20 protein-coding genes and 1 pseudogene are annotated in these 22,014 nt (G+C 69.4%); 11 read left to right on the plus strand and 10 right to left on the minus strand.

Going from position 1 to position 22,014, the window contains the following annotated elements:
- Nucleotides 1-812 (plus strand): annotated as a pseudogene (locus tag QH196_RS07860) (hypothetical protein); the annotation flags it as partial.
- Between the two features lie 167 nt (nt 813-979).
- Complete coding sequence (locus QH196_RS07865) at nt 980-1,768, plus strand: DUF6928 family protein (RefSeq protein WP_280415093.1); 789 nt, start codon at nt 980-982, stop codon at nt 1,766-1,768.
- Between the two features lie 15 nt (nt 1,769-1,783).
- On the opposite strand, the gene QH196_RS07870 is transcribed toward QH196_RS07865, so the two are convergent.
- Both QH196_RS07870 and QH196_RS07875 read right to left on the minus strand, forming a co-directional pair.
- On the minus strand, nt 1,784-2,089 hold the full coding sequence (locus tag QH196_RS07870) for a DUF2537 domain-containing protein (RefSeq protein ID WP_280415094.1): 306 nt from the start codon (nt 2,087-2,089) through the stop codon (nt 1,784-1,786).
- Nucleotides 2,086-2,889, minus strand: a complete 804-nt coding sequence (locus tag QH196_RS07875; protein WP_280415095.1) for a TrmH family RNA methyltransferase — start codon at nt 2,887-2,889, stop codon at nt 2,086-2,088. The genes QH196_RS07870 and QH196_RS07875 overlap by 4 nt, the downstream gene beginning before the upstream one ends.
- Nucleotides 2,890-2,966: 77 nt before the next feature.
- On the opposite strand from QH196_RS07875, the gene QH196_RS07880 reads away from it, so the two are divergent.
- On the plus strand, nt 2,967-3,383 hold the full coding sequence (locus tag QH196_RS07880; RefSeq protein WP_280415096.1) for a YccF domain-containing protein: 417 nt from the start codon (nt 2,967-2,969) through the stop codon (nt 3,381-3,383).
- Here QH196_RS07880 and QH196_RS07885 read toward each other — a convergent pair whose 3' ends face one another.
- Nucleotides 3,384-3,821 (minus strand): MarR family winged helix-turn-helix transcriptional regulator, encoded by a 438-nt coding sequence (locus tag QH196_RS07885; RefSeq protein ID WP_062972629.1) that lies wholly within the window; start codon nt 3,819-3,821, stop codon nt 3,384-3,386.
- A 60-nt stretch (nt 3,822-3,881) separates the two neighbouring features.
- Here QH196_RS07885 and QH196_RS07890 point away from each other — a divergent pair, with 60 nt between their 5' ends.
- Both QH196_RS07890 and QH196_RS07895 read left to right on the plus strand, forming a co-directional pair.
- Complete coding sequence (locus QH196_RS07890; RefSeq protein ID WP_280415097.1) at nt 3,882-4,121, plus strand: DUF2530 domain-containing protein; 240 nt, start codon at nt 3,882-3,884, stop codon at nt 4,119-4,121.
- A gap of 124 nt (nt 4,122-4,245) precedes the next feature.
- Nucleotides 4,246-4,872 carry a TetR/AcrR family transcriptional regulator gene (locus QH196_RS07895; RefSeq protein WP_280415098.1) on the plus strand — a complete coding sequence of 209 codons (627 nt, stop codon included), beginning with the start codon at nt 4,246-4,248 and terminating at the stop codon, nt 4,870-4,872.
- A gap of 18 nt (nt 4,873-4,890) precedes the next feature.
- On the opposite strand, the gene QH196_RS07900 is transcribed toward QH196_RS07895, so the two are convergent.
- Together QH196_RS07900 and QH196_RS07905 are read right to left on the minus strand one after the other, a co-directional pair.
- Nucleotides 4,891-7,710 (minus strand): sacsin N-terminal ATP-binding-like domain-containing protein, encoded by a 2,820-nt coding sequence (locus QH196_RS07900; protein WP_432279450.1) that lies wholly within the window; start codon nt 7,708-7,710, stop codon nt 4,891-4,893.
- A gap of 593 nt (nt 7,711-8,303) precedes the next feature.
- Nucleotides 8,304-9,347 (minus strand): DUF3027 domain-containing protein, encoded by a 1,044-nt coding sequence (locus QH196_RS07905; RefSeq protein ID WP_280415100.1) that lies wholly within the window; start codon nt 9,345-9,347, stop codon nt 8,304-8,306.
- 17 nt (nt 9,348-9,364) lie between these two features.
- Here QH196_RS07905 and QH196_RS07910 point away from each other — a divergent pair, with 17 nt between their 5' ends.
- The 3 genes from QH196_RS07910 (at nt 9,365) to QH196_RS07920 (ending at nt 13,251) form a co-directional block, all read left to right on the plus strand.
- Entirely contained in the window at nt 9,365-10,138 is a 774-nt protein-coding gene (locus tag QH196_RS07910; RefSeq protein WP_280415101.1) for a glutaminyl-peptide cyclotransferase, read from the plus strand.
- Between the two features lie 951 nt (nt 10,139-11,089).
- On the plus strand, nt 11,090-12,748 hold the full coding sequence (locus tag QH196_RS07915) for an MFS transporter (protein ID WP_432279451.1): 1,659 nt from the start codon (nt 11,090-11,092) through the stop codon (nt 12,746-12,748).
- Entirely contained in the window at nt 12,745-13,251 is a 507-nt protein-coding gene (locus QH196_RS07920; protein WP_280415102.1) for a DUF2771 domain-containing protein, read from the plus strand. The genes QH196_RS07915 and QH196_RS07920 overlap by 4 nt, the downstream gene beginning before the upstream one ends.
- A 59-nt stretch (nt 13,252-13,310) precedes the next feature.
- Here QH196_RS07920 and QH196_RS07925 read toward each other — a convergent pair whose 3' ends face one another.
- Nucleotides 13,311-13,730 (minus strand): cold-shock protein, encoded by a 420-nt coding sequence (locus tag QH196_RS07925; RefSeq protein WP_280415103.1) that lies wholly within the window; start codon nt 13,728-13,730, stop codon nt 13,311-13,313.
- 206 nt (nt 13,731-13,936) lie between these two features.
- On the opposite strand from QH196_RS07925, the gene QH196_RS07930 reads away from it, so the two are divergent.
- Both QH196_RS07930 and QH196_RS07935 read left to right on the plus strand, forming a co-directional pair.
- A complete protein-coding gene (locus QH196_RS07930) occupies nt 13,937-14,185 on the plus strand; it encodes a hypothetical protein (protein ID WP_280415104.1) in 249 nt (82 codons plus the stop codon).
- A 378-nt stretch (nt 14,186-14,563) separates the two neighbouring features.
- On the plus strand, nt 14,564-15,217 hold the full coding sequence (locus QH196_RS07935; protein ID WP_280415105.1) for a transglycosylase family protein: 654 nt from the start codon (nt 14,564-14,566) through the stop codon (nt 15,215-15,217).
- Nucleotides 15,218-15,292: 75 nt separating this feature from the next.
- Here QH196_RS07935 and QH196_RS07940 read toward each other — a convergent pair whose 3' ends face one another.
- Nucleotides 15,293-15,481 carry a hypothetical protein gene (locus tag QH196_RS07940; protein ID WP_280415106.1) on the minus strand — a complete coding sequence of 63 codons (189 nt, stop codon included), beginning with the start codon at nt 15,479-15,481 and terminating at the stop codon, nt 15,293-15,295.
- A 134-nt stretch (nt 15,482-15,615) separates the two neighbouring features.
- On the opposite strand from QH196_RS07940, the gene QH196_RS07945 reads away from it, so the two are divergent.
- Nucleotides 15,616-17,886, plus strand: coding sequence for a helicase-associated domain-containing protein (locus QH196_RS07945; RefSeq protein WP_280415107.1), 2,271 nt, complete (start codon nt 15,616-15,618; stop codon nt 17,884-17,886).
- Between the two features lie 10 nt (nt 17,887-17,896).
- Here QH196_RS07945 and QH196_RS07950 read toward each other — a convergent pair whose 3' ends face one another.
- From QH196_RS07950 to QH196_RS07960, 3 genes are all read right to left on the minus strand, one after another.
- Nucleotides 17,897-19,300 carry a M1 family metallopeptidase gene (locus tag QH196_RS07950; RefSeq protein WP_280415108.1) on the minus strand — a complete coding sequence of 468 codons (1,404 nt, stop codon included), beginning with the start codon at nt 19,298-19,300 and terminating at the stop codon, nt 17,897-17,899.
- A gap of 150 nt (nt 19,301-19,450) precedes the next feature.
- Complete coding sequence (locus QH196_RS07955) at nt 19,451-20,119, minus strand: DUF3239 domain-containing protein (protein ID WP_280415109.1); 669 nt, start codon at nt 20,117-20,119, stop codon at nt 19,451-19,453.
- A gap of 37 nt (nt 20,120-20,156) precedes the next feature.
- Nucleotides 20,157-21,827: a DNA repair helicase XPB gene (locus QH196_RS07960; RefSeq protein ID WP_280415110.1), complete on the minus strand. Its 1,671-nt coding sequence runs from the start codon at nt 21,825-21,827 to the stop codon at nt 20,157-20,159.
- Nucleotides 21,828-22,014: the final 187 nt, after the last annotated feature.

Consider the following 22,014-nt stretch of genomic DNA (forward strand, 5'->3'; position numbering starts at 1 on the left):
AGAATGCCTTCAGCAACAACAGGACACCCACTGTTTGCATATCCCCCATCCCGAACCCGGCCGCCGGGGGCGGTCGCGCGACGCTGCCCGCTCCGGCGCCGTTGTCGCCGGGTACCGGCCGGCCCACCGGCGCGGCCGCCCTGCCCGCGGGTACCGGCGCGGCGAGCGCCACTCCCCCGCCGGCTCCCGCGGAACCGTATCGGCCGCCGGCAGCGGAGGTGCACCGTCCGCCCGCGGCGGAGGCGCCGGTTGCTGCCGCGCCCGTCGAACCCTCCGGTGCCGCCGACCCCGCGCCCGCATCACGGTATCCCGTAGCGGAACCCGAGACGCGCGCCCCCGAATCGGCCGCACCGGTCGAGCCGGAGCCCGTCGAGCCCGAGGCCACCCCGGCCCCGCCCACCAGCGAATATGCCCCGGCAAACGGCGAATCCGTACCGGTGACCGATGAACCTGCCCCGGTGACCGATGAGTCCGCCGCGGTAGCACCCGGACAGCCGGTTGTCGCGCCGGTCGCGGACCCGCCGGTCGAAGCCGCGGAGTCACCGGCCGAACCTGCCGCGGAGCAGGCCACCGGAGCTGCCGCGGCAGACGTTTCCGAGGCCCCCGCCGCGGAAGCGGGCGACAACCGGAACGCGGATACCGCCGAACCCGAGCCCGCCGAGGCGAAACAAACCCCCGAACCGGCCGCCAAACCCGCCGCCAAGAAGGCGCCGGCCAAGGCCACGAAATCCACTTCGCGCAGCAAACGCGGTAAGGCGCCCATGCCGTCGTGGGAGGACGTACTGCTCGGGGTCCGCAGCTCGGGTCACTGAACGGCCGCGAACCGGCGTGTTTCCCGCGACAACCGCCCGATCCGCCCGGTCGGGCGAGTAAGTTCCGCTGTACGGCGACGCGGTCGACGCGGGGGCTCCCCCCGACAAGGCCGAGGTGCACGCCGAGCAGTTCACGACCCGGTTCGTGCGCTATCGGAGGTGGGTGGATGCTGTCCAAGATTTCCTCGGTCTGGTACGTCGATACGCCCGACCCGCTTGCGGTCCTGGGTACCGACCCGGACCCCGGCCCGGATGCGGCCTACGCACTGGCCCGGCAGTTGCATCCCGATCTCGAGGTCGAACCGACCGGATCGGCGACTCTCGGGGAAGCCACCGGACCGCGACCCGACGAACTGTTCATCGGCTGCTATCCCGGCCTGAACCTGCTGTGCAGCCCTTATGCGGCCCGGGTCCATCCGACGGAGATCCCGGACCTGCTGGTGCGGCCGCTGGCCGAGGAGCATACGTATCTGGTGTCGTTCGATCTCGAATACGGCTGGGGTTCGTTCGCGCATTGGGAACGCGGCGAATTGCGCCGGGCATTCAGTTCCACCCGCCTCAACATCCTGCAGGACCAGGGTCTGCCGCATATCTGGGAGCGGCCGCACTGGGCCGGTGAGCATCCGATCCGGTGGCGGCTGGGCGAACTCCCGGATCCGTTGGTGCTGCCGTTCGATCCGCCCGGTTTCGCGGATACGGCGAATTACGAATGGCTCGGCTTCCGGTACTTCCCGACAACCTCGGCGGCACCGGAGCAGTCGAGCGAACGGGATACCGAGACGGACGCTCCCACGGTGACCCCCGGCGATATCCGGGTCTGCGGTTTCCGGCTCCATCCCAAGGACGAGGGCGCGCGCCACGATCCCCGTCCGCCACGCACTCGGGTCGACCACGAACGCAAGGGGCTGCTGTCCTGGCTGCGCGGCCATGATGCGGCGGTCCCCGCCGAGAAATAGCCTGCCGCGTTCGGCTCAGATGCCGGCCAGCAACCCGATCCAGCCGAGCAGTACGCCGACCCCGGCGCCGGCCAGCACCCAGCGGGTCACCGGGCGGTGCCGCCAGCGCCATGCGGTGGGCGCGATACCGATCGCCGCGACCGCGTTCACCGCCAGCGAGAACAACGGATGCACCTGGGTCAGCGCCGCGCCGAAGGCGAACACCCCGACCGCGGTGAGTGCGGCGACCAGCCCGGCGACCGTGATCCCCGCCGCCCACGGGGTCGGTTCGCCGGCCGGGCCGGAGTAGTCGCCGTAGCCGGGACGGCCGACGGGGGTCACGAGACCCGCACCCGCTCGTAGAAAGCCATGGCTGCCGCGGTGGCCACGTTGAGCGAATCGGTGCCCGCCGACATCGGGATCCGGGCCCGCATATCCGCCGCGGCCATCGCCTCCTCGGTGAGCCCGGGGCCTTCGGCGCCGAGCAGCAGTGCCACCCGCCGGCCGGTGAGCGCGGCGGCGAGGGTCGCGGCCGCCGGGTCGGGGCTCAGCGCGACCACCTGGAAGCCCCGGCCGCGCAGCACATCCAAGCCGGCCGGCCAGTCCGGTACCGGCGCGAACGGCACCCGCAGCGCATGCCCCATGGAAACCCGCACCGACCGACGGTACAGCGGATCGGCGCATCCGGGCCCGAACAGCACCGCGTCCACGCCCAGTCCCGCCGCATTGCGGAACATCGCGCCGAGATTCTCGTGATCGTTCACGCCCTCGAGTACAGCGACGGTTGTGGCGTCGGCGAGGAGGCCGGTGAAATCGCGGGCCGGCGGCCGGTGGGCCACCGCGAGGACGCCCCGGTTCAGGTGGAAACCCACGACCTGCGCCATCACCTCGGCCGGGGCACGGTAGAACGGGATATCGAAATCCGCGAGGTCGGCGGCGAGTTCCTGCCACCGCTTGTCCACACCGAGCAGGGCATGCGGCCGGAACGGCGAGTCGAGCATACGCCGGACCACCACGGTCCCCTCCGCGATGACCAGGCCCTTTCCGCCGGGACGGTCGGGTCTGCGATCCGCTGCCTTCAGATCCCGGAAATCGTCGACCCGCGGATCGGCAGCACTGTCCACATCGAGAACCACGGCCACGCGCCTATCCTGCCAAGCCGGGCCACACGGACCGCGCTGTGGGTGCGGATATCGCGCCACTCGGGCATGCTTGACGTATGAAGCCGATCCAGTTGCTGCTCAATATCCTCTGGCTGATCCTGTGCGGTTTCTGGATGGCGCTGGGATACTTCGTCGCCGCCCTGATCTGCTTCGTTCTCATCATCACGATCCCGTTCGGGGTCGCGGCCATGCGCAATGCCCTCTACATGCTGTGGCCGTTCGGTCGCACCACGGTCGAGAAGCCGGGAGCGGGCGCGGGTGCCCTGCTCGGCAACATCATCTGGTTCGTGGTCGCCGGCTGGTGGCTGGCCCTGGGCCATCTCGGCACCAGCATCGCGCTGGCCGTCACCATCGTCGGAATCCCGTTCGCCTGGGCGAACCTCAAACTCATTCCGCTGGCCCTGTTCCCGCTCGGCCGCGAAATAGTCGACAGCGACCAGCCCTTCGCGGCGAGCTACGGCGCCGCCCGCTGACTATTCGGAGTCGGCGACGATCTGATTGAGGATCGATACCGCCTGTTCGAGAACGGCGAGCTGATCGGGGTTCAGGTCGGCGAGCTGGTCACTCATCCAGGCTTCCCGGGCACTGCGCTCATCGGCGAGGAGGGCGTGCCCGGCATGGGACAGCGAGACGATGATCTGCCGGCCGTCGGTCGGATGCGGGTCGCGGTCCACCAGACCCAGATCGGTGAGCGAGGCGATCACCCGCGTCATCGACGGGGGCTGGACGCGTTCCTTCGCGGCGAGTGAACCGGGCGTCATGGCACCCTCGCCTGCGAGCGTGGCCAGCACCGAGAGCTGGGTCAGCGATATCTGCGATTCCGCACGCCGTCCCCGTAGATGCCGCGTCAAACGCACCACTGCCAGCGAGAGGTCGCTGGCCAGCGCCCGCACATCCGAGTCCGTATTCACAGAGTGAACCTTACGTGACATGCTTCGAATCGGCGCGCGTACTGCGGTTACGCTGATCGGATGAACGCCCGGCTCCCGCAGTTCCCCCCGTGGCTGACCGACCCGCGCCCGGTACTCGCGTTGGGGTCCGCATTGTTCGCGATCGCCACCGTGGTCGTCTGGTTGGGCGGCGACCGCTGGGCGACGGCGCGGCCGGTATGTCTGATGGGTCTGGCCGTCGGCCTGCTCGGTTACCTGATCTTCGTCGTACAGCGCCGGGGCGCCCGCCGCGGCGACAAGGGCGCGCAGACCGGGTTGTGATCACGGACGGCACATAATCCGAGGCAGCGGGCCCGCGCGACTATCGGTGTGCCGGGTCCGGACGGGTCTCGCAGAGCGCGACCGGGAATTGACTGTTCGGACCCGGACCGCCAAACTCGCTCCTGTGTCCTCCCGATTGAGCGTCGAAGAACGACGGGCCCACCTTATCGAGGCCGCGATCGGCCTTGCCGAGAAAAAGGGGGTCGCGGGCGTCACCACCCGTGATGTCGCCCAAGCGGCGGGCGTATCGCTAGGTGTGGTGCATTACTGCTTCGAGAACAAAGACGCGCTGATGACCGAATTGGTCAAGGCGCTGTCGATGGAGCTGCGCGATTCGGTGGACGCGAACGAATCCGTCTGGCAGCAGGCCGGCAGCGGTAACACCGCCTTGCGTGATCTGCTGCGCGCCGGGCTGGAACTCATGTGGCTCAATATCGAGGCCACCCCCGAGCGTCAGCTGCTCACCTACGAGACCACCACCTACGCCTTACGGGAGGGTGAGCAGACGCCCGCCAAACTGGCGATCGCCCGGGAACAGTACGACTTCAACGATTCCACGGTTGCCGATGTCCTCGACCATGCCCGCGATGCCACCGGCAGCACCTGGAAAGTTCCGGTACGGCAGCTGTCGCGGTTCACCCTGAGCGTGATCGACGGAATCGTATTGCGCTGGCTGGTCGACGACGACAGCGAAAGCGTGCGCACCCAGCTGGATCTACTGGCCGGCGCGCTGGCCGAACACGCCGAATAGCAGCACCGGAATCCGCTGTCAGTGCGCCGGACCCGGTCGCAGCACATGCACCGTATCGCCGTCCTGCCACCATGGCACCCGCACCGTCCGCGTCACCGCGCCCGTCAGCCGGACCCGTAGGTCATCGTGTACCCGGAGCGTGCCCGGCTGCGGCCCGAGCCGGAACATCCGGCGCAGGACCACACCGAGCGGTTCGTGATCCCAGCCGGTTTCGTGGCCCGCGCCGAGCACTTCGGCGGCCACCTCTTCCGAGACCGAAGGCAGATCCAGCAGTACCGACAGGTCCGCCGCCGTCTCGGAATCGGCGACCACCAGCCGGTCCGGGGGAACCGCCAGACCGAACCACGGCTTGTCGAGCACCAGCGCGTCCCCGGCGTCGATGACCGCGCCCGACAGCGCACGTACGCGGTCGGGCGGGTCCAGTGCGGTGATATCGAGCCGGTGAACGGCCGCGCCGAGGCGTGCGTGCACCCGGGCCACCACTTCCGGAGCCGGTGTCTTCGCCGGATCCGCCAACGCTTCGAGCAGCGTTGCGGCGAGCGTGCGGTCCAGGGCGGCGGGGTCGGCCAGGCAGCCGCCGAGCGCATCGAGGTCCGGGCCGGACAACCCGGTGATCGGCAGTTCCGGTAGCAGTCCGGCGAATTCGGTATCGGCCGGATGCCGGTAGCCGCCGAGCGCGACCCCATCGATCCGCGCGTACCTGCGCAACCACCACGCGGTGTACCCATCGGTGTCACCGAGCAGCGGCCGGGTCCGCTCGTCGGACAGCAACCGCCACAGTGCTTCCGGCCAGGCGGCATCGTCCACCAGGTCCAGATCGCGGACCGCGATCAGCTCGGGCGGGTCCTCGGAAAGTCCGGCCCACCAGGTTTCCTCGTCGTCGAGATGATGGTCGGGACCGGTGGGATCGGTTTCGGCGACGATCCCGAAATCCCAGCCCACCCCGATCGCCCGTAAAGCAGCGGCGCCGTACTTCTCGACCACCTCGGTGGTGACGACCCCGAACGGCGAATCCGGGACCAGCAATTCGATCAGCGGGGCATCGGGCAGCAGTAGCTCGTCGGCCGGGCGGGTACCGCCCGCGCTGTCCGGTAGTTCGAGCATCCCCAGCCAGGACGGTAAGGCCGCCGTATCGGCCACTGCCGCCAAGCGCAGTACCGATTCGACCGTATCCGGGTCGCCGGGATGATCGGCCAGTTCCGCCTGCAGCGCGGGATCCGAGAGCAGATCGGCGGGTGTCGCCCGCCGGGCACCGAGCCGGGCCAGCAGCGGGTGCGCCGCCGCGGGATGCACCAGCCGTGCCCAGTGCACGGGTATCGGCTCCGCGAGCGCGGCGAGTTCGTCGTCCAGCAGTACCGTGCGCGGGCCGGTGACCGTCCGGCCGTCGGCCAGCGGTACCGCCAGGGCACCGAGTTCCTCGACCGCCAACTGGTCGGTGACGAACGGTTCGAGCGCGGTGTACAGGGCGGACCACCACGACGGCGGCCGATCCAATCCCGCGGACAGTTCCGCGACCCGCGCCGAACCGATCCGGTGCACCCCCACGGTCGCCAAGACATCCGCGTACCGTGTGCCGGACAGGTCCGGGATCAGCAGTGGATCGAGTACATCACCGAGCAGTTCGGCCAGTTCGTCGGTGAGATCGGGGAAAACGCTGGTGCGGGTGGGAGTCGCGACCCGCTCGGACCGATCCGCCGCGGCGGGTTCCCCCGCAAGAACCGGAAGCCAGGGATTATCGCGCAACTCCTCCAGAACCGACTCCCGCAGCAGCCCGTCCACCTCGCTGCGCGCGAACCCCGGGGCCGGGATCAGCACCGGGCGCGCGGCGGGCGGCAGCGCGCGGGCGAAATCGGCGTACCCGGCGGCCAGTTCACGCAGCCGCGCACCGGGCAGCACCCGGCGGCGGTCGGGTTGCATGGGGATATCGGCGATCAGCAACGCCGGTAACGACAGTTCCTCGTCCGAGCGGGTGGGGGCGCGCAGCACATCGGGTCGCACGGCGACGGGCCGGCCGTCGCGTACCGGTACCAGCCAGCGCGCCCGCGCCGTCCGGTACTCCCACCAGACCTCCTCGGTCCCGGCCACGTCGATGCGGACCTCGCGCAAACCCGCCTCGCCCAGATCCCGGACCGTGGACCGAACCGCGAAGTCCTCGATCCGGATCTCGTTCAGGGCGGGCAGCTCCAACAGCAGATCCACCGCCTCGGCGCGCATGGATTCCAGCAGCGCCGCCGAGTCGATATCGGGTCGCAGCCGCAACACGATCTCGCTGTCCGCACCGGCGCCGGGTGCCGCGGCGTGCGGCCAGGCCAGCCGCAGTACCGGTGGCGCGAACCCGCCCTCCGCCTCCGGAACGGTGACGCCCGCGGCCGCGAGCTCGGACCGGGTGTCCGCCCGGGAGAACCGCAGCGATCCACTGGTCGACCGGAATTCGATCTCCTCGCTCACGGTGAGTACCGCGGTGAAACCGACCCCGAACCGCCCGACTTCCCCGGTACCCCCGGTTTTCCCGGAGGAACGCAGCGCGGTCAGGGCGTGCACACCCGCCAGGCCGAGCGGGGCGCCGGTATTCGAGATGGACAGCACCCGATCACTGCACCGCACCACGATCCGCCCCGGCACCCCCGCCGCGGCCGCGGCATCCGCGGCGTTCTGCGCCAGTTCGGTGAGCAGCCGGTCGCGGTAACCGGCGTGTACCAGATCCGCTTCGGTCGCGGCGTCCTCACGCAACCGGGTCGGCGAATCGCGCCAGGCCGCCAGCACTGCGGCGCGCAGCCGCGCGGTGCCGAAGGGGTCGGCGGAGTCGTGCTCTACGGAGGACGATGCCGATCCGCTCATATCGCCCACCGCACCGGTCTCACTCACCGCCACAGCGTACGTCGCCACGCACGTCCGGCCGAACCCACGCCTCGGCCGCTCCGGCCCGGCATCGGCGCCACCCACACCCGATCGGTTCATACGCCATTACTGCTGTCACCCTGCACTATTCACCAGTCCACACGATGCGATCCGCAAGCCCCACCCGGGCGCAGCGAGCGGCCCTGCCACATCGATTCCACCGGCATCGCAGCGCCGTTCGAGATCTGCCTGCCGGGCCCAGGCCTTTCCCGACCACACCTCCGCCACCGGATCCCGGGCACCGGCCGGTGCGCGGTGCGGGCTGCTGACCCGTTCGAGAGCCTCCAAGCGCGTCGCCGAGGTGCGCGGAGCGTTTCCTCGCGTCCTCCGCCACAGTGGCCTCCGTATCGGGGGCGGTGGTGCGCTCCGGGATCGGCTCAGCGCCCGCTCGGGTAGCCGCCGACGAACTCGGTGCGCTCGGCGTCGGTACGGGCCGCCCGGGATCGGTCCCCACCGACGTGACTCCCTGTGAACTCACGTTCAGCATCCGGGGATTCCGCGGGTGGTTGCTGCTCCACAGGGCTTTCCGATATCTACTCAGCGGCTCCGGAGTCCGGGGCAGCCGGCGAACCCGCGTCCTCGTTCCCCGGTTCCGATGCAACGGCTGTGGACACCGGGGCCGCGCCGGTCTCCGCACCGGCATCCTGCGCCGAACTGCTCGACTGCTCGGGCACGGCGCCGGTCGCGCCCCCCGGTTCGGCGCCTACGGTCTCGGGGTCCCGCTGTTCGGTGGTGGACATCGGCTGGTCTTCCACAGGCGCGCTCGAGGCCGTGGATTCCACGGGCGCCGCCGCGGCGGCAGAGGCGGACCCGGCCTCCGCAGGTTTCGGGGATGCGGCCGGGTAGACCTCCACCGCGGCATCGTCGTAGGCCTCGTACAGCGGCGACCCGGCTCCGGCCGGTAGTGGCGTTTCCGAATGCGCGCCACAGCCGTAGCCCATATGCACGACATGGCCGTCGGCGCCCATCGCATTTGCGCAGACACCGAATGCGGCGCGCAATGCACCGGCGAGTGGTACGTAGAAACCGCAGCTCTCGCAGGAGGCGGGCGCGGCTTTCGCCATATCGGTGTCCGGGCCGTACTCCTCGTACCACCGCTGCGCGGCGTCCACGCGACCCTCCAGGCTGAGGACCTGTTTACGCCCCAGACCGACCTGGAAGGCGACCTCGTCGATCTCCGGATCACCGGTCGCGGTGTAGCCGGGCACCAGACGCGGGTCGTCCGCCGGTGGTGCGAGCAGATCCCCGGGGGCGAGATCGCCCGGCCGGACCCGCTGCTCCCACGGCACGAACTCCGGCGCGATCAACGCGTCGGGGCCGGGCAGCAGCGCCGATTCGCTCACCGTCACCCGGTCGGTGTCCGGGGCGGCCGCGACCACCACGGCCCATTGCCAGCCGTGGTAGCCGGGCAGGGTCGCCTCGAAGCAGTGCGTGGCGGCACATTCGTTCTCGGCGCGGACGCCGACATGTGCGCCGACCCCGGAGGGTTCCAGCTCCAGGAGCGCACGACGAGCCAGGTCGACGGCCGCCGCCAGGATCGACCGTACGTCGGTGTCCGATACAGATACTGCGCTCACGGTCTACATTTTGCCGTATGAAGCACACTCGGCGTACCTGGGTCGTCACCGCGCTGGTCTGCCTGCTCGTGCCGGGCGCCTGCGCAAATGCCGACGACACCGCGCAGCGCCGCACTGTCGAGGTAGTCGCCACCCATCCACATGATCCCGGGGCGTTCACCCAGGGCCTCGAAATCGACGGTGCGGTCCTGTACGAGGGCACCGGCATGGTCGGGCAGTCCGATGTGCGCAGTATCGACCGGTCCAGCGGTACGGAGCTGGCCCGCGTCGAGCTGCCACCGCCGTTCTTCGGGGAGGGCATAACCCTCGCCGGTGACACGCTGTGGCAGCTCACCTGGAAGGAAGGGGTCGCCTTCGCCCGCGACCCGCACACACTGGCCGAAAGACGGCGGGTCCCGTACCAGGGTGAGGGGTGGGGGCTGTGCCATCAGGAGGGGCGGCTGGTGATGAGCGACGGATCCGCGACTCTCACCTTCCGCGATCCGGTCACCTTCGCTGTGACCGGTTCGGTCGCCCTGACCAGCCACACCGATACCCGCCTGAACGAACTGGAATGCGCCGAGGACGGTTCGATCTACGCCAACGCCTGGCCCACCGATCAGATCCTGCGGATCGATCCGGACGCCGGGCGTGTCCTGTCGGTGATCGATACGGCCGGGCTGCTGCCGGCCGATCAGCGCGCGGGCGCCGACGTCCTCAACGGAATCGCGCAGATCCCGGGCACCGATCGTTTCCTGATCACCGGAAAGTACTGGCCGACGGTCTTCGAGGTCCGGTTCGTACCGGCCTGATTCCGCGCCGGCGTGGAAGCGATACAGCTCACTTTCGGCCCGCCCTGAACAGGGCGGGGTTTCGCCGCGGTCGCCGTGGGCCAGAATTGAGGAGTGCCCACTTCCCGCGAGCCCTCCGGTTCCGATCGCGGTCAGTGGCCCGCCGGCGAGTCTCCGCCACCCCAGCGGCATCCAGGTTTCGACCGCTACCCCCCGCCGAACGTGCCACACCGCAATCGCGAACCCGACCCCGGCAACACCCGCCCCACCCCGCCCCCGACCCGGCCGCTTCCGCTCGACGACCCCGACCCTGCGCGTGGTCACGGCGGTTCGGTACCGAGCGAGGCCGGCCGGGTCCCCCCGGCAGCCGGCGAACCTTCCGCGCCGGGGCGAGTGAGCCGTTTCGCCCGGGTCTTCGGCGTGCTGGGCGGGTCGCGGAGTTCCACGCAGCGGTCCGGCGGGCATGGGGCCGCCCAGACCGGCGGAGACGGCCGGTCCGGTGCCGATTCCGGTGCACCGGAGTGGCAGCCGGGTCAGCGACGCGACGCACGGGGTGCGTGGGCCACGAACTCTGCGGACCGCGCGGGCTATCGGCGCGGAACCGAATCCGAGCCGCAGGCCGGCGAGAACGAGTACTTCGTCGCCGGCACCACGTCGCGCACACCGGCCGCCCCCGGTGCCGGGAGCGTGCCCGGCCCACTCGACGCCCCCGGACGTGACCGCTGGACACCACCCGCCCCCGGGAGCGGGAGCGAGCCCGGCCCACTCGATGGCCCTGGGCGTGACCGCTGGATACCGGGAGACGCCGGCACCGCAGGCCCGGCCGATCCCGGATACCGCCCCGGAGACAAGGGCCCGGGCGGACCGCGCCGGCCCGCTGCCGAGCCCGGTCGCCGCTTCGATTTCGACGAGTCGACGCGCCGCTTCGATGCGACCGGGCAGCCCGGTGCGGACGCGATCCCCCCGACCTCGGTGAGCCGGGGCCGGTATGGGGCCGAGAAGGGCCGGACTGCCGGCGCCACGCCCGGCGGCGATCGCCTGCCTCAGGGCTCGACGGTCGATCCTGCGTCCGGCACCGGGTACGGACCCGGGCAGCCGGTCCCGGGCGAACCGCATGAGCCCGGGCCCGACCACCCTGGAACCGGCGAGCCCACGAAGGAGTACCGCAGCGCAGGCTTCGACGCCGAGGACTCCGACGGCCGACGACTCCCCCGCAAGCTCACCGTCACCCGGGTGGCGGCGATGCGCGGCCGCGAGCTCACCGGGAAAGGTATCGCCACCTTCCGGCGTGCCGCGGAAGCCGACGGCGCCGATAAATCGGGGCTCACCGCGCTCACCTACGCCACCATGGCCAATTTCGCGCTGGACGCGGCGATCGCGGTGGCCCTGGCCAATACCCTGTTCTTCGCCAGCGCGACCGCGGAGAGCAAATCGAAGGTCGCGCTGTATCTGCTGATCACCATCGCACCGTTCGCACTCATCGCGCCGCTCATCGGGCCCGCGCTGGACCGGTTGCAGACCGGGCGCCGCTTGGCGCTGGCGGCTTCGTTCGCGGCTCGCGCGGTCGTAGCGGTGGTGTTGATCTTCAGTTTCGACAGCTGGGTGCTGTACCCCTTGGCCCTGTGCATGATGGTGCTCAGCAAATCGTTCGCCGTGCTCAAGAGCGCGGTGACGCCACGGGTACTACCACCAGATATCGACCTGGTCCGCACCAATTCCCGGCTGACCGTATTCGGTTTGGTCGGCGGCACCTTGGGGGCCGGCGGGATAGCCGGGGCCGTCGCCGCGCTCACCGGTTCGACCGGGGCCTTGATCCTGGCCACCGGTATCGCGGTGGGCGGCGCCTACCTGAGCTGGAAGATTCCGCGCTGGGTGGAGATCACCGAGGGCGAGGTCCCGGCAACACTGAGCTATCACGGCGACGACCCGCAGACCGAAGTGCTGCAACCCGGCCGCGAATCCGCGGTACCGCCCCGTAAGCGCCGGCAACCGCTGGGCCGGGCGGTGGTCACCGGGTTGTGGGGCAACGGCAGTATCCGGATACTCACCGGGTTCCTGACCTTCTACGTCGCCTTCGTTGCCAAGGCCACCGAACACCGGCCGGTCCAGCAGGCGGCGATGCTCGGGCTGGTCGGCGCGGCGGCGGCGGTCGGTAACTTCGCCGGTAACGCCACCGGCGCCCGGCTGCGACTGGGCCGGCCCTCATTGATCGTGGTGAACTGCACCCTGGCCTGCACGGCGGTCGCGGCCGCCGCGCTGATTCTGGACAACCTGTTCGGGGCGGCGCTGGCCGCGCTGGTCGCGGCGGGCGCCAGCGCGCTGGCCAAGGTTTCACTCGACGCATCCATCCAGGACGATCTGCCGCCGGAATCGATCGCGTCCGGATTCGGCCGCTCGGAGACTGTGCTGCAGCTGAGCTGGGTGGTCGGCGGCGCCGGCGGAGTACTGCTGCCGACCGATTACTGGAAGGGTTTCGCGGTGGTCAGTGCCGTTCTCGCCGCGGGCCTGGTCCAGACTGTGCTGAGTTCGCGCGGGCACAGCCTGCTGCCCGGATTCGGGGGCCGCCGACCGCTGCACGCCGAACAGGAAATACCGCACCACGACCACCCACGAGGAGAAACCGCCCGGTGAGTACGAACAGATTCCGCACGACTCTCGCGCTGGCCCTGGCCGGGATCCTGGTGTTGGTGGCCGGGACCGCCGGGGTGGTCTGGCTGCTGGCGCGCGACGCCGAGCCGCATAAACCGGAACTCACCGCGTACGCGCACGGCGAGGCCGTCACCGTGCCGCCGTTCTACTTCTGCACCGTACGGATGGAGAACTGCGAACAGGGCGACACCGTATTCCTGGAGGTCCCGGCGGGTAATCCGCTACAGATCTCGCTGCCGTCGGAGGTCGTGGGCACCCCGTGGGAACTGCTACCGCTGTATGCGGACGAGAACGGCGAGGTCGTCGAGAAGCCCAGCAGCTACCGCGACCATCCGGACGATATCCGGGCGCTGACCATCGACTCGAATCCCGAGCCGGGTCTGGAGCTGATCGGCGTGGAGCTGCAGGTGATGATCATCGCGATCGATGAGACCGGCCGGGAGTTCTCGATTCCGCACGCGATCTGGTCGATCAAAACCGCCTGATACACGGACGGGCCGGTCCGGATGCCCGGACCGGCCCGCTACCGGTTGGTTTGCTCGGATCAGCGATCGAGTTCCCGCGCGACCGCGCGCACCACCTCGGAGATGCGCTGCGCCGTCTTGCGGTCGGGGTAGCGCCCCTTGCGCAGATCCGGCTGCACTTTTGCTTCCAGCAGCGTGATCATGTCCTCGACCATGCCGTGCAGTTCATCCGGGCTGTGCTTGCGGGCCACGGGCTCCTTGCGGGCGTGGCGCTCCTGGTTCTGGCGGACCGACGGCGGCGCTTCGACCAGTTTCAGGCTGAGCGCCTGCGGGCCGCGGCGTCCGGCCGCCATCCCGAACTCCACCCGCTGGCCGGGCTTCAGCGTTTCCACACCCTGGGGCAGCGCGGACGAGCGGACGTAGACGTCCTCACCCTCGTCCTGGGAAAGGAAGCCGAAGCCCTTTTCCACGTCGTACCACTTCACCTTGCCGGTCGGCACTGCGCTCACCCGTTCGTCGTTCGGCACCCGGCCCGCGGGCCCGGCGCACATGTCTGCTGAAACCCGCTGGTGGGCGGGCCACTGCCTTCTCTCGAAAGCTCTGCCTGCACTCGAAAAACGCGCCCCGCAAGCATGCAGGACGCGAGATCGTCCCCGAGTCTACCCCGGTGGGCAGGACGCCAGCACATCAGTTTTACCGTCGACAGGTGACCAACCCCGCTGATCCCCGGCCGTCCACCCCACCGCCCGGGCGCACGCCCGGCAACTGGCTCCTGCGGCTGGCGCTGGGCCTGTTCGTCCTCGGGCTGCTCGCGATCGTGGCGATCTTCCTCACGCCGATCCTCACCGACGGCAAGCCCGGTTTGTGGCTGTACTTGGGCGCCATGGTTCTGACCCCGCTGGGTTTCGTGCTGGCGCTGGCATTCGCGCTGCTGTCCGGCCGGCGATCCAGGTGACCTCTGTGCGATACCCGGGCGAATCTCCGCCCGAAACCGTTGTGTGATGATAATCACATAACGGAATGATAACGCCTATTGCGGGGAGTTGACACCCCTCAGCGCGAGCCCACTAGCTGCGCAGAGTCCTCGAGAGCCCGTTGTGACCACTCCGCAACCCTGCCGCACACGCCGGTTACCAAAAAGTGATTTTTCGCCGGATCCGTCGTACCGTCTATCCCAGCCGGGCACACCGGCCCACCGGCCCGCCGCACCGAACCTCGCCCCGCGGGTACCGGACCCCAAGGAAACGACAGGGGCGAGGGCGGGACGGGCACCCTCTCAGCCTGGACCCGAGCGAATCCCTCGCAGGTGCGTACGAGAGGAAGACGAACCCGAATGAGTGGACGCCATCGCAAGCCCACCAATACCGGTCGCACTGTCGCCAAGGTTGCCGTCACCGGCGCCATGATGAGCGGTGCGGGTGCAGCCCTCGCCGGTAACGCCAGCGCGGCACCCGACTCCGACTGGGATCGACTCGCGCAGTGCGAAGCCGGTGGTAACTGGGGCATCAACACCGGCAACGGCTATCACGGCGGACTGCAGTTCTCGCAGAGCACCTGGCAGGCACACGGCGGCGGAGAGTACGCGCCCACCGCCAACCAGGCCAGCCGCGAACAGCAGATCGCCGTGGCAGAAAAGGTCCTCGCCTCGCAGGGCTGGGGCGCCTGGCCCTCCTGCTCCTCCTCGCTGGGCCTGAGCAGCGGCTCGACCCCGCGCGACGTGCCCTCCGATACCCCGGCCGTGCAGACCCAGAACCAGAGCACACCGGCCGCCCCCGCTGCCCCGCAGCAGGCACAGGCCCCGGCCCAGACGCAGACCCAGGAGGTCTACACCGCGGTCGATCGCGCCCTCGCCACCGTTCAGGCGCAGGGTGTTCAGGTACCGCAGCCCGCGCTCGACCTGTTCGAGGCGGTCAAGGCCGGCACCCCGCAGCTGGATCCCGCGCTGTTGGGCTTCTACGAGGCCAACAAGGGCCTGCTGCCGAACTGAGCGGCACCCCTACCCTTACTACGAAAGAACCCCGTATCCGAGGCTTCGGATACGGGGTTCTTTCGTTCCGCCCGCTCAGCGGTTGATCACCGTATGCGGGTGCACGTACGGCAGCTGCTCGGCAGCCACCGGGAACTCGGTGTCCTCGCCGAACGGCGAGAGGTTACCGGCACGTGTCGCCGACAGCTCGGTCACGGCGTGCTCGCCGTCACCCACTTCGGGCCAGCCGTTGTCGACGTAGGGTTTCTTCGATTTGTTCACCACGCACTCATTCTGGCATGTCCACCCGGCGGCCTCGCACGACAACCGACGTCAGCGGGCCGGGGTTTCCCGCGACTTGCCCCGGTTCCGGCACACAGGTCGGCACCGACGGCGGAGATAGGCCTAATCTGGACCGGATGACCGGCCCAGACTCGTATACCGCCTGGCTCGGCGGCCGCTCCGATGCCCAACTGGTGGCATTGCTCGAACGGCGACCCGATCTCGCGGTACCGCTGCCCGCTTCGATGGCGGTGCTCGCCACCCGCGCCGAACAGCGCGCCTCGGTGCTGCGGGCCGCCGATGATCTGGACACAGCGGCGTTCGGGGTAGTGGAGGCACTGGCCGCACACACCGCGGCCGGTAACGAGCCGCCGACGCGTACGGAGCTGAAACGCGCGCTACGCGCCCGCGCCAAGGCTGCGACGGTGGATGCGGCGCTCACCGAACTCGCCGACCGGGCCTTGGTCTGGTTCTCCGGCGACCGCATCCGGCTCGTACCCGCCGTCGCCGAGGCCCTGCCGTGGCCGCTGGGTAGCGGAACCGATACCGATACCCCGGACGAGCAGGAAATCGCGGCGGCGCTCGCCGGCCTGCCGCCCGCCGAACGGGCCCTGCTGGACAAACTGGCCGACACCGGTCCGCGGGGACGCACCCGCGACGCGGCACCCGGCGCCCCGGCCGACCGCCCGGTTCCGCAGCTGCTGAGCCGCCGCCTGCTACGCCGGATCGACGACGAGACGGTGGAGCTGCCGCCCGCCGTGGGGCAGTCACTGCGGGGCGAACCGGTCACCGATCCGCGCCGCCTCACCCCACCCGAACCGGTGGTCACCGTGCATGCCCTCGCCGAAGTGGACGGTGTGGGCGCCGGTGAGGTCGGCGAGTTGCTGCGGCATTGCGCCGCGATCGTGGAGGTGCTGGGCCAGGCGCCGGCCCCCGCGCTGCGCGCCGGTGGCCTCGGAGTACGGGAAATACGCCGGATCGCCCGCGCCGCCGGTATCGAGGAATCCCGCGCCGGTTTGCTGGTGGAATTGCTGGCGGCGGCGAAACTGATCGAAAAAGGGTTTCCCGATCCCCCGCCCGAGGCCGATGCCGACGAATTCTGGGCGCCCACCCCCGCCGCCGATTCGTGGCTGGAGGCCCCGCCCGCCCGCCGCTGGGTACCGCTGGCCCACAGCTGGCTGGAACTGGACCGCTACCCCTGGATGATCGGCCTGCGCGATGCGGCCGACAAACCGCTGGCGGCGCTCGCGCACGAACTGCGGGTCCCCTACGCGGCCCGGGAACGCCGGACTGTGCTCGGGATCCTCGCCGAACAACCCTCGGGTACGGCCCTGGCGCCCGCCGATATCGGCCGGCTGCTGGCCTGGCGCGCACCCCGGAGACGACGGCTCTACCGAGGGCAGGTCGTGGAGAACACACTGCGCGAAGCGGCCGCGCTGGGTCTCGTCGGGCGCGGCGCGCTCACGGCCGCCGGACATGCCCTGCTCACCGAATCCCTGTCGGCCGCCGAAGCAGCACTCGAGGCGGCGCTGCCCGACCCTGTCGACCATGTGCTGGTCCAGGCGGACCTCACAGTGGTGGCGCCCGGGCCGCTCACCGCCGAACTACAGCAGCGCATCGCCCTGGTCGCCGATGTGGAATCGGCGGGAGCCGCAACAGTCTACCGATTGTCGGAACCCTCACTGCGCCGGGCACTCGATGCAGGACTCACCGCCGCGGAACTACACCACCTGTTCGAACGCCATTCCCGCACACCCGTTCCGCAGACACTGACCTACCTCATCGACGATGTGGCGCGCCGCCACGGCCGGTTACGCGCCGGGATGGCGCAATCGTTCGTCCGCAGCGAGGATCCCGCACTACTGGCCCAGGTACTCGCCTCACCGGTGGCGGATACGCTGGCGCTGCGTGGGATCGCACCGACGGTGGCAATCTCCCAGGCACCACTGGGCGAACTGTTCGACGAACTCCGTTCGGCGGGTTTCGCACCCGCCGGCGAGGATTCCTCCGGCGCGATAGTCGATCTGCGGCAGCGCGGGGCGCGGATCAATGTGCGCCCGCTGGCCCGCCAGCCGTACCGCCCCGCGCCGCCCACCACCGAACAACTGGAACTCCTTGTCACCGAGCTGCGGGCCGGTGAGCGCGCCGCCGGGGCGACCTCCGGGAAAACGGTGCGCAGCGACGGCAGCCGCACCAGCACAGCCGCCGCCCTGGCCCTGTTACAACTCGCCGCGCGGGTGCATCGGCAGGTGCATATCGGTTACGTCGACGCGAAGGGCACCGCAATCCAGCGGGTGGTCGAACCGGTGCGGGTCGGCAACGGTCAGCTCGAAGCGCTGGACGCGGTCACCGGTGCAGTCCGGCAGTTCACGCTGCACCGGATCTCGTCGGTCGCACTACTGGAATAGCCGTCGCCGGTCAGCCGCGCAGGTTGCCCGGATAGAGGTACTGATCCGGCGGTGGGGTCGTGCCGTGCAACCAGGCATCGAAGAACCCGGTCAGATCGACCGGCGATTTCGACTGCATGAAGGCACGGAATTCCGGCATCGAACTGTGACCGTAGGCGTGGGTGGTCACGAATTCCCGCAAGGCGCCGAAGAACACCGCATCCCCCAGCTGTTTACGCAGGGCATGCAGGAACAACGGGCCGCGGTAGTACACCGAGGTGAACATCTTCTCGGGCCCTGGATCCTGCAGCGGTACCGCCCAGAACTTGGGTTTGTCCATCACCTTTCGGAGCGTGTCCCGGTATTCGGCGTCCACATCGACGCCCTCCATCCGCTCCGGCCACAGATAGTCGGCGGTATAGCTCGCGAGGCATTCGTTCAGGCAGATATCGGACCAGCTGTACACCGAAACCGAATCACCCCACCACTGATGTGCCACCTCGTGCACCACCGTGTTCAGGTCGGCCCAGTCGGCGTAGACGGGCCGGGTCTGGGTTTCCAGCGAGAACGGTAGCGGGGCGGACAGATAGATACCGCCCGCGTTGTCGAACGGGTAGGGGCCGTACAGGCTTTCGGTGAAATCGAGCACCTCCGGCAGTCGCTGCTCGTGTGCGCGCAGTTCCTCGGCACCGGGCGCGAACCCACTCAACAGCGGCGTACCGTTCGCGCGCCGCTGCTCCAGATACTCGAACTTGTCGATGGCGACGGTGGTGAGATAGCCGATCACCGGATGCCGCTGTTCCCAGCTCACCGTACGGAATCCGTCGCGCACCTCATCGCGCACCCGGGCACCGCCGGACATCACTTCCCATTCCGCCGGGACGGTCGCGTGCAGGGTGAAAGTGGCCTTGTCGCGGGGGGAATCATTGAGCGGATACCAGGTCGCGGCCGAATGCGGTTGTCCCGCAGCGAAAGCGCCACCGGTCGGGGCGTAGGTCCAGCCTTCACCGGCAGTATCGGCGGCGACACCCGCATACTCGACGGTGACAGTGAAGGGCAGTCCCGGCAGCAGCGGCAGTGCCGGGGTGACGACGAGTTCGTGCGGATCCTGCCGGACGAAACCGGCGGGCATATTGTTCACCCGGACCGCGCTCACCGGTGGCCCGTCGAAATCGAGGTTGAACGCGGTGAGCGGCTGGGTGGCATGCGCATCGATACGCGTGGACCCGGTGAGCTGGTGACCGGCCGGGTCGTACCCCAGGGTGACCTCGTAGTGCCCGACGTCGTACCCGCCGTTGCCGTCCTGCGGAAAGTAGGGATCGCCCAGTCCGTCGGCACCGGCGAGGTTCGCGGATTGGGCGTGCCCTACCGCGGGTGCCAGGGACAGACTCGACAGCACAACCACCCCGGCGATCAGCCGGCGGGTGAGTTTCATGCGTTTTCCACCTTCCGTGGTTCGGCATACGATCACAGCGACCACCCCGTTCGACGACGTTAGTCGCAGATCGCACCCGATAGGCGTATGCGCCCCGGCGCGCTGCCGGTGTCGCCGGATGTGGCGCGCGCGAGCGTAACCCGCGACACGTCAGGCGCCGAGCCCCTCCGGTAACTGCCCCGGGCCGAGCAGGAGGCGTTTGGTGGCACTGCGCTGCACCTGATCGGCCAGCGCGAGATTATCGGCGAGCAGCCGCCATTCGATCTCGTCGATGGCCGCGCGGGCCCGCTCGATCACGGCACGGTCGGGGGTGCCCCAGGCGATCGGCATGGTGTCGACCGGGAGCCAGCGCTCCCCGATCGAGCGCGCGGACCGGTCGCCACGGACCGCGATCGCCGGCACTCGTTCGCCCGGCGCGAACCGGTGACCGGGTAACTCCCGCACCTTCTTGGTGACGAGTGCGTACCGTGACTCGCCGGTATCACGGCGTGCCACATCGACCAGTGCGAGCAGTACCGCGCCGCGAGAATGGAATCCGGAGACGACCGCCGGGATCAGCTCGCCGTCGGCGTAGAGCCGGGCGATACCGGCGCGGCGCGGCGCCCATAACGCGACCCACAGTGCGGTCACGGCGCCCAGCGCGCAGGCCAGTGCCAGCGGATAGGACCAGACATGCCCCAATCGCACCAGGTACGCGGTTGCGGCTGCGCAGACCAGCGTCGCGATCAGTGCCGCCAGGCGCACCCGGCGGCGCCCCGCGACCACTTCGTTGACCGCCTGCACATGCCGGCGGTCCACCGCGAAGTCGAAGTGCCGCACTTCGCCACCCCTTACAGTCGGTCGAATCCGCGGGATCCTACTGGTCGTTCGCCCCGAACGCGGGCCCCAGCAGATCATCGGCATCGGTTATCCGATAGGCATATCCCTGTTCGGCGAGGAAACGTTGCCGATGCGCGGCATAATCCGCGTCCAGCGTGTCGCGCGCCACGACAGAGTAGAAATGCGCCTGGCCGCCGTCCTGTTTGGGCCGCAACAATCGGCCCAGCCGCTGGGCCTCCTCCTGGCGGGAGCCGAACGTTCCCGAAACCTGCACCGCCACCGAGGCTTCCGGGAGGTCGATGGAGAAGTTCGCCACCTTGCTCACCACGAGCACGGGGATCTCCCCGAGGCGGAACGCCTCGAACAGCGCCTCGCGTTCCTTGTTCTTCGTGGACCCCTGGATCACCGGGGCATCCAGTGCGGTGCCCAGTTCGTCGAGCTGATCCAGGTAGGCGCCGATCACCAGCGTCGGGGCATCACGATGCCGATCGAGGATGGATTTCACCACCGCGATCTTGGTGTGCGCGGTGGAGCACAATTTGTAGCGCTCCTCCGGCTCGGCCGTGGCGTAGGACATCCGCTCGGCATCGGTCAGCGTGACCCGCACCTCGATACATTCGGCCGGCGCGATCCAGCCCTGCGCCTCGATATCCTTCCACGGCGCGTCATAGCGTTTCGGCCCGATCAGCGAGAACACATCGCCTTCGCGGCCGTCCTCACGGACCAGTGTCGCGGTGAGGCCCAGCCGGCGCCGCGACTGCAGATCGGCCGTCATCCGGAACACCGGGGCGGGCAGCAGGTGGACCTCGTCGTAGATCACCAGCCCCCAATCGCGGCTGTCGAAGAGTTCGAGGTGCTTGTACTCGCCCTTCGATTTACGGGTGATCACCTGGTAGGTGGCGATGGTGACCGGCCGGATCTCCTTGCGTTCGCCCGAGTACTCGCCGATCTCCTCATCGGTGAGTGAGGTCCGCGCGAGCAGTTCGCGCCGCCACTGCCGCCCGGCGACGGTATTGGTGACCAGGATCAGGGTGGTGGCCTTGGCCCGGGCCATCGCAGCCGCGCCGACCATCGTTTTCCCGGCCCCGCAGGGCAGCACCACCACACCGGACCCGCCGGCCCAGAACGAATCGGCGGCCATCTCCTGGTAGTCGCGCAGATGCCAGCGGTCGCCGTGGTAATCGAGATCGATGGCATGGGCCTCGCCGTCGACGTAACCGGCCAGGTCCTCCGCGGGCCATCCGATCTTGAGCAGCTGCTGTTTGATATGCCCGCGTTCGGACGGATGCACGAGCACCGTGTCGTCGTCGAGCCGGTCCCCGAGCATCGGGGCGATCTTCTTGTGCCGGAGCACCTCGGCCAGTACCGCAGCATCCAGGCTCACCAGGGTGAGCCCGTGCGCGGGATGTTTGACCAGCTGCAACCGCCCGTAGCGGGCCATCGTATCGACGATATCGACCAGCAGCGGCTGCGGAACCGGGAATCGGGAATGGCTGACCAGGGCATCCACCACCTGCTCCGCGTCGTGCCCGGCGGCACGCGCGTTCCACAGGGCCAGCGGGGTGATGCGATAGGTGTGCACATGCTCGGGCGCTCGCTCCAGCTCGGCGAACGGTGCGATCGCCTGCCGCGCCACATCCGCGAGCTCGTGATCGACCTCCAGCAGCACAGTCTTATCGCTTTGTACGATCAGTGGCCCATCCGCCACGGGGCCCTCCTCATCTCGACTTCTGCCCATTGTCCCCGAAGCCACCGACAACGCCGGGTGAGGAAGCCGACAGCGTGCCGAGGGCGAACACGACCGGCCGTCCCACCGGCCTGCGCCTGCCCGGGAGGCAACCGCACGGCCAGTAGATGCCGACTGGACCGCGACACGACGGCCGGAGCTCACGATC

Source organism: Nocardia carnea (assembly GCF_029868325.1).
In the GTDB taxonomy this organism is placed as follows: Bacteria; Actinomycetota; Actinomycetes; order Mycobacteriales; family Mycobacteriaceae; genus Nocardia; species Nocardia carnea_C.